The 13,152-nt window shown below is 68.3% G+C and carries 12 protein-coding genes; 5 read left to right on the top strand and 7 right to left on the bottom strand.

The window, feature by feature from the left end; translation table 11 throughout:
- Nucleotides 1–53 precede the first annotated feature (53 nt).
- Together AB8A24_RS15925 and AB8A24_RS15920 are read left to right on the top strand one after the other, a co-directional pair.
- On the top strand, nt 54–1,331 hold the full coding sequence (locus tag AB8A24_RS15925; RefSeq protein ID WP_369476196.1) for a helix-turn-helix domain-containing protein: 1,278 nt from the start codon (nt 54–56) through the stop codon (nt 1,329–1,331).
- A complete protein-coding gene (locus tag AB8A24_RS15920) occupies nt 1,328–1,882 on the top strand; it encodes a flavoprotein (RefSeq protein ID WP_369476194.1) in 555 nt (184 codons plus the stop codon). The genes AB8A24_RS15925 and AB8A24_RS15920 overlap by 4 nt, the downstream gene beginning before the upstream one ends.
- A 110-nt stretch (nt 1,883–1,992) precedes the next feature.
- Here the strand turns inward: AB8A24_RS15920 and AB8A24_RS15915 are convergent, their stop codons facing one another.
- The 6 genes from AB8A24_RS15915 to AB8A24_RS15890 all read right to left on the bottom strand — a co-directional run bounded on the left by AB8A24_RS15915 (nt 1,993) and on the right by AB8A24_RS15890 (nt 7,032).
- The gene (locus AB8A24_RS15915) at nt 1,993–2,214 is read right to left on the bottom strand and encodes a hypothetical protein (RefSeq protein ID WP_369476192.1); all 222 of its coding nucleotides are present in this window, start codon (nt 2,212–2,214) and stop codon (nt 1,993–1,995) included.
- On the bottom strand, nt 2,202–2,378 hold the full coding sequence (locus AB8A24_RS15910; RefSeq protein ID WP_369476190.1) for a hypothetical protein: 177 nt from the start codon (nt 2,376–2,378) through the stop codon (nt 2,202–2,204). The genes AB8A24_RS15915 and AB8A24_RS15910 overlap by 13 nt, the downstream gene beginning before the upstream one ends.
- 112 nt (nt 2,379–2,490) lie before the next feature.
- Nucleotides 2,491–4,191 carry a relaxase/mobilization nuclease domain-containing protein gene (locus AB8A24_RS15905; protein WP_369476188.1) on the bottom strand — a complete coding sequence of 567 codons (1,701 nt, stop codon included), beginning with the start codon at nt 4,189–4,191 and terminating at the stop codon, nt 2,491–2,493.
- Entirely contained in the window at nt 4,188–4,472 is a 285-nt protein-coding gene (gene mobC, locus AB8A24_RS15900; protein WP_369476186.1) for a plasmid mobilization relaxosome protein MobC, read from the bottom strand. Before mobC ends, AB8A24_RS15905 begins: the two co-directional genes overlap by 4 nt.
- 944 nt (nt 4,473–5,416) lie before the next feature.
- On the bottom strand, nt 5,417–6,109 hold the full coding sequence (locus AB8A24_RS15895; RefSeq protein ID WP_369476280.1) for an ATP-binding protein: 693 nt from the start codon (nt 6,107–6,109) through the stop codon (nt 5,417–5,419).
- A gap of 2 nt (nt 6,110–6,111) precedes the next feature.
- Nucleotides 6,112–7,032: a hypothetical protein gene (locus tag AB8A24_RS15890; RefSeq protein ID WP_369476185.1), complete on the bottom strand. Its 921-nt coding sequence runs from the start codon at nt 7,030–7,032 to the stop codon at nt 6,112–6,114.
- A gap of 569 nt (nt 7,033–7,601) precedes the next feature.
- On the opposite strand from AB8A24_RS15890, the gene AB8A24_RS15885 reads away from it, so the two are divergent.
- The 3 genes from AB8A24_RS15885 to AB8A24_RS15875 all read left to right on the top strand — a co-directional run bounded on the left by AB8A24_RS15885 (nt 7,602) and on the right by AB8A24_RS15875 (nt 9,671).
- The gene (locus AB8A24_RS15885) at nt 7,602–7,853 is read left to right on the top strand and encodes a helix-turn-helix domain-containing protein (RefSeq protein ID WP_369476183.1); all 252 of its coding nucleotides are present in this window, start codon (nt 7,602–7,604) and stop codon (nt 7,851–7,853) included.
- A 234-nt stretch (nt 7,854–8,087) separates the two neighbouring features.
- Entirely contained in the window at nt 8,088–8,366 is a 279-nt protein-coding gene (locus AB8A24_RS15880) for a helix-turn-helix transcriptional regulator (protein ID WP_369476181.1), read from the top strand.
- 57 nt (nt 8,367–8,423) lie between these two features.
- Entirely contained in the window at nt 8,424–9,671 is a 1,248-nt protein-coding gene (locus AB8A24_RS15875; RefSeq protein ID WP_369476179.1) for a tyrosine-type recombinase/integrase, read from the top strand.
- Between the two features lie 93 nt (nt 9,672–9,764).
- Here the strand turns inward: AB8A24_RS15875 and AB8A24_RS15870 are convergent, their stop codons facing one another.
- The gene (locus tag AB8A24_RS15870) at nt 9,765–13,052 is read right to left on the bottom strand and encodes a hypothetical protein (RefSeq protein WP_369476177.1); all 3,288 of its coding nucleotides are present in this window, start codon (nt 13,050–13,052) and stop codon (nt 9,765–9,767) included.
- Nucleotides 13,053–13,152 lie beyond the last annotated feature (100 nt).

Raw genomic sequence — 13,152 nt, 5'->3', positions numbered from 1 at the left:
TAGGCTCGGTTGAGCAGGCAGGATCGGTCTCGGCAGAAGGGGCCGTGGCGGAGATGGTCGACACGCAGGGGGAGGTGCACCGGATCGGTGAACTGATCCGCCGGGCTCGGGTCTTACAGGGCCGCTCGCAAGCGGACGTGGCCGGCGAGCTGGGGTATCACCAGTCGAAGATCAGTCGGCTGGAGGGCGGACGCGGAACGGAGGACATCCGGGTCCTGCGCGACGTCGCCCGCATCCTGCGCATTCCTCCGGCCCGACTCGGTCTGGCGGAGGCCGCCCCGGAAGCCGATCCCCACGACCCGGAGACAGAAGAAATGCTGCGCCGCCGTACCTTCCTTGCCGCCAGCGTCACCGCGCTCACCGCCTCGGTCGCGCCGACGGCTGCGCACCCCGCGCTCGTCCAGGCGCTCCTGCCCGGGATGCAGGCGCCTCCGACGACGGAAGCGCCGGACTCCGGGGAACTACGAAACCGGGCAACGGCCATCCGGCGCCTCTGGAGCACGTGCGACTACGCGGAGCTGGAGCGGACCCTTCCCGACCTGATCACCGATCTCCGCCACTGCATCGCCGACTCCCCGCAGGCCGAGGAGCTTCCCCGTTTCCTGGCCACGGCCTACCAGACCTCGGCCAGCCTCCTGCTGAAGCAGGGAGACCCCGGCACGGCTTGGCTCGCCGTCGGGCGCGCGATGGCCGAGGCCGAACGCTCGGGTGATCCGCTCGTCCTCGCTGCCAGCGTCCGCCTCCACGCGCACGTCCTGGTCCGCGAACAGCACGCCGGCCAGGCCGTCACGCTGATCAAGCACACGGCTTCACAACTCGCCGGTGCGTACGACCGGCAGCCCCGCCACCATCTCTCCGTGCTCGGGTTGCTGCTACTGCGCGGAGTCACGGCTGCCAGCAGGGCCGGGGACCGTGCTGCCACCGCAGAGTTCCTGGCCGAGGCCAAGGAGGTGGCGAAGTACGTCGCCCTGGACCACCCCGACGCATGGGCCAACTTCAGCCCCACCAACGTGGCCCTCCACGAGGTCAGCGCGGCCGTGTCCTTCGGCGACGCGGGCGTCGCCATCGACATCGCCCGTCCGCTCATGCGCCGACACATCCCGGTTCCCGAGCGCCGGGCCGCCCTATGGGTGGAGACCGCTCGTGCCTACGCACAGCAGGGCCGCCTCGCCGACGGCTACCAGGCCCTGCGGATCGCGGAGACCTGCGCAGCCCAGGACGTACGGCGACCAGCCGTCCGGGACCTGGTCGCCGACATGGCAGCCCGGGACCGTCGGCGTACGCTGCCAGAGCTCCACCACTTCTGCCGCCGACTGGGAGTACCCGCGTGACCGAGCCGCAGCGCAAGCCCTTCCTGTACGTCGTCGTCTGCGCGGCCGGGATCGCGGGCGACGTCGGCAAGCTGATCGACGCCGCGCACGAGCGGAGCTGGGACGTCGGTGTCGTCGCCACCCCGCAGGGGCTTCCCTTTCTCGACGTCGCCGCGGTCGAGGAGCGGACCGGTTACCCCGTCCGCTCCGCCTGGCGCGCGCCCGGGGACGCACGGTCCTTCCCACCCGCCGATGCGATCGCCGTGGCCCCGGCCACCTTCAACACGGTCAACAAGTGGGCGGCCGGTTTCGCGGACAACCTCGCCCTCGGCATCCTCTGCGAGGCTCCGGGCATGGGCATCCCCACCGCCGTCCTGCCCTACGTGAACACCGCCCTCGCGGCCCACCGCGCGTACCAGCGGAGCCTCGCAGAGCTGCGCGAGATGGGTGTTCTGGTCGGCAGCTACGAGCCTCACCGCCCGAAGTCCGGCGGCGGTGCCGACCGCTTCCGCTGGGAGGAAGCCGTTGACCTCCTGGCTCCGTTGCTGGCGGCAGGGGCCGCCCACCGCTGATCCTGCGACTGCCAGCGGGTAAGGCCTGCCGGCCTTTCACATCGGGAATGCCTGCGACCGGTGACCGGGAGGTACCCGGTCACCGGTCGCAGAGTGCTGTTCCGGGCCCGTCAGTCTTCGTAGGGGAGGTATATGCCGCCGTCCGGAGCGGCGATGGCGCACAGGCGCTCGTACTCGGTGCGGTCTTTCTCGGTCATGTGCGGGAGTACGTCCATGACCATGCGGGCTTCGGGGTGCCGGGCGAAGTACGAGTACAAGAGCTCGATGAGGGCCTCCACGGCGGTGTCCTGCTCGAGGGCAGCCGCAGCGTTGCGGGCGCTCAGTGCTGCCACGGCTTCGAGTTCGGCGCGCGCGTGGCCTGGAAGGCGGTGGCCTGTTCGGCCCGTGTGAAGGGGCGCCCGTCACTGTGGGACCAGGTGTTGGTGTCGGGCCGGAGCTTGAAGTCCGCGTCCAGCAGCAGGGCGATGGTTTCGACGCGCAGTTCGGTTTCGGGCATGCGGGGGTTCCTTACGGGATGGGGTCGGTGGCGATGTTTTCAATGCTCCGGAAAATCCCCGGTTTGGCTGACCGGGGATCGTCGGCTATGTAGGGACGGACGCGTCCTGGCGTCAGCGCCGACGGGAGGCGTTGTTCGCGGCCTTCGGAACCGGTTGTGTGGTCGCCGCGCGCCGGGGGAGTGATGCTGCGGGATCGGCAGGCAGGTGCGCGAGACGGCGGAGACGCCAGACGAGGACGTCGCTGACGGAGGTGGCGCTGTCCAGCTCCCGGTGCCGCGTGGCTTCTGCGAGGAGGTGGGCCGGGTTGTGGCCTGCGGCCCGGGTATCGGCGAGCGTGGCCGCCAGGGCGGGCCAGCCCGGCTCGGCCAGAACTTGTTCGGCGATCTCGGGCAGCGCCTGGCGTAGGACGGCTGCCTGTCGTCGCTGCAGTGACAGGGAGCGGCCCCGCTGGTGGAGCACGGACATCGGCTGGGCGGCCGCGATCTCGTAGGCGACGCGCAGGTGTTCGGCGGCTTGGCGGGCGGCTTCGGCTTGCTGGGCGTGGTGCTTCCTGGCATGCCAGTTCGCCGCCGCGGTGACGAGGAAGAACGCGGTGTCGATGAGCATGGCGGTGGTGGCGCCGTCCTCTCCGCTGCCGAGGGCTGGTCCGCTGTGGGCGAGGTCGTGCGCGGCCTGGCGCAGGGCGTGGTCGTGCCCGCGTGCGGTGCGGACGTGGGAGCGGGAGGCGCGTTCGAACGCGAATGCTGCATCCCGGAGTTCTCGTCGGGTATGGGCGGCGGAGGTCTCGGCGAGCGCGTCGAGGACCTCGCCGGCTGCGGCGATCCGGGCTGCTGCCGTGCCGTCGTCGCCGTGCTCGATGAGCAGCAGTGCCTGCCAGGTCGCCGTGGTCGCGCGGCGGCGGGCGTACGCCGGGCCGGTCACCGGCGGGAGGGCGGGCTGCTCCGGCGAGACGCCCTCGTCCGAGGGGGATTTTGCAGGCAGGGTCCAGCGTTCGCGGACGCGGGGCAGGGAGAGGTCGGGGGCGAGCTTGGATCCCGAGTAGAAGACCGGTTCGCCGTTCTTGTTGCGGTCGTCGGGCAGGGCCACGGTGTAGCCGAGGAGGTCCCCGGACGGCGCCACACGCCGCTTGACGAGGAGACCGGTATGGGTGAGGCGGTCGAAGAACTCCTCCTCGCTTTGGGCGCCGGCCGCCGCGTGTCGGACGCTCTCGCGCAGTTCCTCCCTCGGGGTGCGTTCCCGCTGGTGGCGGGTGGCTTTGTGGCGCTCGGCGCTGGTGGGGCGCTGGGCTGCGGTTCCGTCGCCGGTGTTGAGACGGCGCAGGCCGTAGTCGGCCTCGATGAGACGGGCTTCGGCCTGGGAGCGCTTGGCTTCGTTGTGGCGGCGGGGCCGCCGGCCGTCCTCGCGGACGGTGGTGGCGATGATGTGGATGTGGTCGTCGGCGTGACGGACGGCTGCCCAGCGGCAGGCTGCGGTGTCGCCGTCGGGGGCTATGCCGGTGGCGGCGACCATGCGGCGGGCAATGTTGCCCCACTGCTCGTCGCTGAGGATCGGGTCCTCGGGTGCGGCACGTATGGACAGGTGCCACACGTGCTCGGTAGGGCGCCGTGACTTGGGCAGGGCTTCGACGGGCTGGTCGAGGAGCCTTTGCAGGTCTGCGTAAGTGGCTTTCGGGTTGCGTCCGGGGTCGGGGACGAGGCTGTCCCAGGCCGCCACGAGGTGCGGGTCGGTGTGTTCCTCGTGGGTGCCGGGGCCGTAGAGGTAGTGGATCAGGCCGATGGTGCGGGTGCCCATCTTGTGGACGCGGGGGATCATCCGGCGGGAGTCTCCGTCTCCAAGTAGCGCTGGGTGAAGTCCTCCACGCGTTCGGCGGTCCGTTGGACAGCGTCGAGGACCGCCTTGGCGTGCGGGGCGTCGGCGCCGGAGTTCAGGACGGTGGCGACCTGGTTGAGGTTGTTGCCGATCTGGCCGAGGGCCCTGCGCAGCGCGAACAGCTCTCTGGCCATCTCCCGGTGGGTGGCGATCTCGGCTTCGGTGTGGTCGAGGTCGCGTGCGGCCTTCAAAGCAGAGTGGGCGAGGAAGCTGGCGATGCTCATGCGGCAGGCAGACGCAGCGTGGGTGAGGAGCTGGAATTCATCGTCGTTCATGCGGCAGCTGGGCTGGTGCATGCGCTTCTTCTCGGCGAGCAGGCGTTCACGCTGGCGCGCGTGCGATGTCGTGGGGGCGGTGTGCGTGCAGCGGGGTGTGTGGCAGGTGTGTTGTCCCTCCGATTCGTGGTGCGATCCGGCCTTGGCCGCGTCCCGAAGGACCGGCACCCCCTGGTGCCGGTCTGCTCCCGCCACCCCTGGGGCGGGGGAGCCCAGAGCATTGCTCCCGACGGGAGCAATGCTCTGGGTACAACTTGCTCCTCCTGAGGCTGGAAGCGAGGGCATGTGCTCGTCGTGGCTGGGACCGTCGTGCGGTGGGTTGTGCATGCGTGTCCTTGAAGCGGTAGAGGCTGGTCGTGTGAAGGGGCTGTTGGGCGGGGTCGACCGGTTGGGGGCCGCTCGCTCGTGACGCGAGACGCTGCTGGTGCTGTCCGGGGACGGTCCCCGTTTCGGGGAGGCGCTCGGTCCCCGGCGGCAGGGGCGTGGGGGACCGGTCCGTCTCGGTCCCCGTTGTGGTGGGTGGGGACGGTCCCCGACGTGGTGACCTGGCGGTCCCCGAACCGCCGCAGGGTGCTCCCGGATGGTGGGGACCGAGGGGACGGTCCCCACTGAGTCGGGGGACGTCAGACGGGGGTGACCTGCGGAAACAGAGTTGGGGACCGGTCCCCGTGGTGGCCGGCGCGCGCAGCGCAATCAGGGGACGGTCCCCGATCGACTGCTGTCGGTCCCCTCCTGGGGGAGGGCGCTGTCGATCGGGGACCGGGGCTCGTTTGGGGACCGGGACCGGGTTGGGGACGGGACCGGGACTGGGGTGGGGACGGTCCCCGAACGGCTCGGGTCAGTGGTTCGGTCCCCACGATGACGGGGACCGGCCCTGGTGGGGACCGTGGTGGTCAGGAGCCCGACGGCTGGGTGCGTCGGCGGTCCGGGCCGTTGAGGATGACGCGGGTGGTCATCTCTGCCAGGCGGGAGGCGACGCGGTCCCCGACTGCGTTGCGGAGTTCCGCGATCGGCAGGTTGGTGGTGATCAGGGTCGGGAGCATCTCGGTGTAGCGGCGGTTGATCAGCCGGTACGTCAGCTCCTCGGTCCACTCAGACTGCTTGGCCGCGCCGAGGTCGTCCAGGATCAGCAGCGGGCACCGGCCGAGCTCTTGGATCTCCCGCTCGGGGTCGTGGTTGGGCCGGGGCCGGAGATGGGCGTAGAGGTCGGCGGAGGTGACCGCCTGCCAGCGCAGGCGTACTCCGGCGGCCAACAGCGAGCGGACGGCTCCATAGGCCTGATGGGTCTTGCCGATGCCGGTGGGTCCGGCGATCAGCAGCGAGGGGCCGTAGGCGATGCCCCGGGTACCGGCCGGCCCATTTCGCCCGGCGCGGGTGACCGCCTCCACCCAGCCCAGGACTTCGGGTTGGGTGGCGAGTGCCTCGCGGTAGCGGGGCGGGATGCGGCGGTCGGCGAGTTCCAGGGCGGTCACCGGCTCCACTGTGGGCCCGGCGGGTACGGTGCCGGGGTCGATGCCCTTGGCAGCGAGAATGGCCCGGAGACGGGCTGCCAGAGCGCCGGCACGCTGCGGTTCACGGGTCGCGATGGTCACAGCTGGCCTCCGTAAGCGGCTTCTGCGTCAACGGGGTTGGTGTACGGCTGTGGGGCTCTGCGAGCGCCAGCAGTGGCCTGGGGCGGGTTCATGGCCTCGTTGACCAGGCTGGGCAGCAGGCTCGGGTGGAGAGTCTTGACGCGCATGCGGTCGACGCCGGCCCGGACGTGCTCGGGGTCGATGCCTTCGCGCAGCAGCTTCTTGATCTCCCGGCCGACATGGCCCAGAACGCTCTCCGGAGGACGCTTCCCGCATGCGGCGGCGTACTCGGCGACCAGTTGGTGGGCCGTTGCGGTCTGGGGTGTGGCGGGGGCGCTCGCGCCTCCCAACGGAGATCCTAGATCCATGATCCTAGGTCCTAGATCCGGACCGTGAGGGCTCGGCGCAGGCTCCCGGACTTCCTGCTGATGCTGCACGGAGGGCTCACTGAACCCGTCCTGACCTGCAGATATTGGGATCATCGAAGCGGCATGAGGTGTGGGTGCGAGCTCCGGGACGGGTGCCGGATGGTGCACGGACGCCTCACGGAGCCCTCCCTGCGCCAGCGGTGAAGTCAGGGGTACCCGGCCGCCGTCGTGGTAGGGGCAGTTCGGGTGCCGGACACCGCTGGGGCGGTTGACCTTCTGGTGCTTGGCGAAGGTCACGATGTGCAGGTACCGCTTGCCGTCCTCACCCTCGTACCGGCAGATGAGTTCATTGCCGGCGAGCTGAGTGAGGTCGTCCTCGACCTCGATCGGGCCGTGTTCGGGGCGCAGGGACCACAAGAGGCCTGCGATGACGGCGGACTGGTCACGGAACCGGCCGTGGTCGTCGGCCTGGGTGAGCAGACCGAAGAACGTCCGCTCCGCGGTGATGCTGACGGCGGCCAGCGATTCGGAGCTGAAGGCTTCCGGCTTGATGGTGCGGATGCGTGCCATGCCTATCGCCCCGTCTTCGTCTGCTGCTGGGACGGCAATGCCGGGGTGGGCGCAGGTGTGCGGACGGCTGCTTCGGCCGTACTGTTGGGCATAGACGTTCCTCAGATCCGTTCAGGAGTGGGCGGTTTGGACAAGGGACTCCCATCGGCTCTCGGCGCTGCAACGCCGGGAGCCGATTCCTTTGTCAGGGGTGCTTGGCCAAGACAGCCACACCCAGCCCGCGGAAGTCCAGCGAATCCGCACTCGAAAAGCGTCAGAGCGCATCGCTGATCGCGAACGTCTTCACAGTAAGGGCGAATCCCCGGTTGACCAAAAAGTCGACGGCGCAGGGGGGAGCGGCGAAGATCGAACGTCGAAAGTCATTGACTGGGGTAGGTGAGGCGATCTATGTTTCCGCCGCCCGGAGCCCCTGATGGTGTGCGCACCTCTGCGGTCCGGGATGGGTCGTAGTTCCGCAATGGCTGCCTATGCGGGAATCATCAGTTCGTTCTCCGCGAAACGAGCCCCAAAGTCCCATGCCCGGGCTTCCGTGATTACGAGAACCCGGGAACCCGAGCTACAACAGACGCATGCCCCGAAGAGCTATGGAAATCGGTCCCGCCGGAGAACGGACCGCCGGTGCCATCGAGCGCCTGCGCACCTCGTGCGGGTTCGCCCAGCGCGAGCTCGCTGCCCGTGTCACCGAGCTCGGCCACCCCATGACCAACACCATCCTGTCCCGCATCGAACGCACCCGCCGGCGCTGCGACGTGGATGACCTCGTCGCCATTGCGGCCGCCCTCGGTGTCTCCCCACTCGCCCTGCTCCAGCCCGCGACGTAGGGGTCCGGCGGGGTGCGAGATGACGTCGCCCCGGCTTATACCCGACGATCCCCGGTCAGCCAAACCGGGGATTCTCCAGACCATAGAAGTAGTCCGCTCCACCTGCCTGACAGCAAGCGGAGGCGGACTCGTCATGCCCGATGTCCGTCGCCACAGGTTGTCGACGGAAGACCCCGAAGGTTTCGATACGTGCGAAGTGCTGCTTGGGACAGTGAATTGCTGGCGAATGTCCGTATGTCTCCCCGCGTGTCGCCGCTGCGGAGGGGTTTTCTGAACGTGCGTGAAGCCGCCGAATACCTGGGGCTGTCGCCCGCCACCCTTTACGTGTGGCGGCACCGTCGCCAGGGTCCGCCGAGTTTTCGGATGGGGAGGAGCGGACGCGTGATGTACCGGATCGAAACCCTTGACGAGTGGATCCGGGAACAGGAGCAGGCGGACTCCCGCAGTAACACTTCCCTAAATCCGGTGAATGTCGCCCCGCAGCGCCGCGCCGGGTACGCGGTCACGGCCTGACCGATCTGCCCAGCCTTACCACCCACCCTACGTCCAACCCTTACCCCGAGGAATTCTTTGGCTGGCTATATCGAAGACCGTTGGATCAAAAAGAAGAAGGATCCCGTCACAGGGAAGCGTGAGCGTACGACCCGTTACGGCAAGGGGGCTCGGTACCGTGTCGCTGGAATCCCGGGTGTCCGGGACATGTCGTTCGACGTGCTGGAGGACGCCAAGGGGTGGCTCCGGCGGTCCGGCACCGACAGCGAACGAGGCGAGTTCGTCGACCCGCGCGACGGCTCCATCACCTTGACGGACTTCGTCACGCGCCACTGGCGCGCCGGGGTTCGCGGCGCGCCAGGCACGGTCAAACGAGTTGACGAGCGTGTACGACTCCACATCCTTCCGCACCTCGGTGCGGTGGCGCTGCGCGACGTGTCGGCGACGGTCCTGCGCGGCTACATAGCGACGCTCGAAGGCGAGTGCTCTCCGCGGTACGCCCGGCAGATCCTCACCTCGCTGTCGAACATCTTCGAGACCGCGATCGACGACAAGCGCCTCGTCCGCAACCCGATGCGGGCCAAGACGGTGCGTTGGCCGAAGGCCCCCGATGAGGATCGTGACGCGTGGCCGCTGGCAACGGCGCAGCGGGTGCGGGACGTGATCAATCCTCGCTACCGGATCGCGGTCGTCGTCGCGCTGGGGTGTGGGCTGCGCCAGGGCGAGGTGTTCGGGCTGTCGCCGAAGGACATCGACTTCGAACGCGGCGTCATCCGAGTGCGCAGGCAGGTGCAACTCCTCTCCGGGCGCCTCTACTTCGCCCTGCCCAAGGGTGGCAAGACGCGCATCGTCGACATGCCCCGGTCGGTGGCCACGGAACTGGCCGCGTACTTCCTTGACCATCCGGCGGTCGACGTCGAGCTCCCCTGGGGCGGGCCGGAGCCCGAACGGGAGAAGCAGAGCTTCCCGCTCGTCCTCACGACGACCTACGGCAACGCCATCCGCGCCAACATCTTCAATGACGAGGCCTGGAAGCCGGCCCTCGCTGCGGCCGGAGTAATTCCCGCACGGGAGAAGGGCGCGCGGTGGAAGGCTTCACGCGCGGACGGCTTCCACGTGCTCCGGCACACTTACGCCTCGGTCCTCCTCGAAGCGGGCGAGTCCATCGTCACGCTCGCCCGGTGGCTCGGTCACTCAAGCCCGACCATCACCCTGGACCACTACGCCCACTTCATGCCGGAGGCTGGCGGCAAGGGTCGTGCGGCCATCGACGCACTGCTCGGCACGGTGCCCGAGTACGTACCTGAGGGCCTGGCCAAGGTGTGAGCAACGGGTGGCACAGCACGTGCTGTGCCACCCGTTGCGCTCCGCAGGCGCGTGCTGCTGATGGCGGTCTCCGGCATGGGGCAGTGCCAAGTCTTATGTTGTGCCGTCCTTCTGGTCGTTTGCTCGCAGGAACTCGGTGGCCACGGCGGTGACGATCTCCGGATTGTGGCGCACGAGCGCCGGCAGGCAGATGCTCCAATGGCCGACCGAAAGGGCCTGTGCGAGCAAGCCCGCAGATCTGTCCGTTTCGAAGTCGACTGCCAGTGCGGTCAGGAGCTTGGCGCGCTCGAAGGGGTCAGCAATAACGGCAGCCGTATGCTCGGCGCGCAGCGGGTCGCCGGCGCCCGCGCATGCATAGGCGACACTGCTGAGGGCGCGCGCCCGCTGGATCGGATCGGCGATCGATTGGGCGATTCGCTCACCCTCGTCCAAGGAACCGAGCCCTGCAGCGGACTGCGCGATGGCGGCCAGTGCTCTCGCTCTCCGGGATGCATCCGAGATCGTACGAGCGATGCGCTCTGCGCGGATGAGGTCACCGGATTCTGCGGTGGTCGATGCTACGGCGCCCAAGACCCTCTGGCGAAGTGGTGGACTGGCGATGGAGCAGGCGAGCTGTTCCGCACGTTCCGGATCGCCTGCCGCAGTCAACTGCTGCGCGATCACGGTGAGCGTCTGGTCTCGGCTCGTGACGTTGGGGAGGGCGGCGACAACCGCCAGAGCATGTTCGGTGAGCTCCTCGGCGCCCTGTGTATTTCCAGCCTCTGCCAAGGCGATCGACACAGCAAGCAGGCCCTTCACGCGGAGTGCAGGGATGCTGATGGCATCGACCGTGCTTCTTGCTTGTTCTACGTCTCCGTCCTCCACAGCCCCACAAGCGCGGCTGATCAAGTCCCTGGCATGCTGGTATGGGCTTGGGGAGGAGCGCGATGGCGCCGGCTTGGCGGGGTTCGCTTCTGAGGGGCTCGGGTCCCCCGGTACCACCGGCCGGGTGCCTCGAGGAACCTCCGTTACCCCGGTCCGATATCCATCTGTACCGACGACATCCGTTTGCTTTGGAGACAACAGGGCCAGGGCCTTGGACCGGCGCTCTCGGTCATCAATGGAACGGGCAATCCTTCTCACTTTGTCACCCTCGCCGCGGATGACTCCCGCCTTGACGACCAGCAGCAGCGCCTTCGACCGCTGAAGTGCATCTGTGATGGCACCGGCGACCTCATCCGCTTTGTCGAGGTTGCCTCGCACTGCGATGGCTTCTGCGACGACCGTCAGTGTGCGGTCGCGCTGTGCCACATCGGAGATGGCCCGGGCAATCTCTTCAGCCCGATAGAGGTCGCCTGCCGAGGCCGTGGCCTGGACCAGCACAGCCTGGTCCCTGCCGACGTGGTGGCGGCCGTTGACGGAACGGGCCGTCATTTCTGCCTCTGCAGCGATCTCCTCTGCGCGATCTGCGCCGCCGTTACTTGCCAGGCCGGACGCCACTATCGCCAGCGCCTTGGCTCGCCGGGTGGGGTTCTCGAAGCCGCGTGCAAGGGCCACCGCCCGGTCTGGGTCGCCTGAGAGCGCCAATCCCCGGGCGATCGCAGTGGAGGCCTGCTCTCTCTCGGATGCCCGTGTTGTCGCGTAAGCCGCCTTCTCGGCTGAACGCAAGATGTTCCTTGCCCTCTCACTCCTACCAGCACCTGCGGCTTCGCATGCGACCGCGGCCAGGATCCAGGCCCGGCGCCCCGGGTTTCGGATGGACAGCGCAAGGCTCTCGGCCTGTCGCGCGATGTCTCTAGCGGGGCGTGCAGCGCCGTTCGCATTCGCCGCCCGGGCGACGACTGCGAGCGCATGGGCTCGATCCGATTTGACGCCGACCACCTGGGCGATAGTCCGGGCCCGCCGCCAGTCACCAGAGTTCGCCACCTCTGTTGCGACGGCACAGAGGGCTTGGGCACGCTCTGACCATTGCGTCAGCGACTTCGCGAGGGCGACGGCGTGGTCCACGTCCTCCGCGGCGGCGGCGGCACGCGCGACGGCGCTGAGGGCATGCTCTCGCTGGGTTCTGGTTGACAGCGAGCGGGCCGCCTTCTCGGCACGGATCACAAGCGTTTGCGCGCGGTGTGTATCCCCAGCGCATGCGGAGGTGCGCGCGACAATTGCGTACGCGTGTGCCTCCAGCTCCGGGGCCGAGATGGCGAGCATGCTCTGCTCCGCCTGTTCGACCACCGCCTGGGCGCGCTGTAGGTCGCCGAGGGTCGCAATGTGACGTGCTACGGAGGCGAGAGCGCGGACTTGTTGGGCCGGTGTGGTGATAGAGCGGGCTAGGGCCTCAGCACGGCTGTATCTGCCCAGTTGTGCCCAGACCACCGGAAGGTGAGTGGGAATGTGGTCGTTTCGCTCGGTGAGCTTGATGCGGTGGACGGTGAGCCGACTCAATGCCACCAGATCCGGAACAGGTGAACTGGATGCTGCCTCCTGAGCAGTGAGGATCTCTCCGAGCGCGACGCTGTCACCGCCGATGATGTCCAGCATGCGATGGTGGCGGTCAGGATCCGTTGCACACTTCAACATGCCGTGAATGTCCCCCGTGACGTGGAGGAGTTTGAAATATCCGCGCAAGAGGTACTCGGGTGTGTCTACAGGCCACTTGTCCGCGCGATACCCCTCAGCCCAAGCGTGGATCCGCTCCCGATACTCCGCCAAGCGAGGCATTCCGAGGAATCGCACAGCTTGCTGCTGGATATCCTCGTGACCGAGGACGTAGACCGCTACTTGTGGGCGCCAACGCCCCGCCCGAGGGCTGAAGGTACGACCGGACACTGCCCGGAGGTGGTCCTCGATCTCCCACTCCGATAGGCCGGTGAGGCCTGCCAGGTCGGCCTCGGAAAGTCCTCCCCCGGCTGCCGTCAGCAGACCAAGCAAGTCTTTCTCGATCTGGCTGCCGTGCATGAGTCGCTTGAGTTCACGCTCCGCGTCCTGACGGACAACTGCGGCATGGGGGGAAGCCTTGAGAGGCCGCACGATGCTCGGCCAGCGCAGCGGGTGTACGTCTGGGACGTCCGCAGGGATAGGGGGATTTGGGCGCCCGGCGACGATCACACGCATGCCGATTGGAGGGATACTCGGCAGGATCGCGGCGATGCTGTGCGTGTCCGCAGCAGGGGTGACCCCGCGGTCCTCGTCGAGGCCGTCCACGACGAGGACCAGGCGCTCCCCTCTACGCCGACAAAGGTCGGCCGCCCGCTCGAAGGCACCCAACAGATGAGCTTCGCGTGTGGCATCGGTAAGCATCATGGGCATGGGCTCGCCGAGGAGCTCCAGTGTCTGTTCGAGGACGACCTCGGTGAACGCCGTGCTGTCCGCCTGCCCGGCTAGACGGGCGGTGATGAAGAACGACAACACCCGTACTCCGGGTGGTGGATTGGGCTTGATCCGCTTTGACGGACATCGGAGATCAGGGGTTTCGGCCCCGGAAGGATGATGTTCATCATGGAGAGCA

The organism is Streptomyces sp. BF23-19, assembly GCF_041106355.1.
In the GTDB taxonomy this organism is placed as follows: Bacteria; Actinomycetota; Actinomycetes; order Streptomycetales; family Streptomycetaceae; genus Streptomyces; species Streptomyces virginiae_A.
This window is presented reverse-complemented; position numbering and strand designations above follow the sequence as displayed.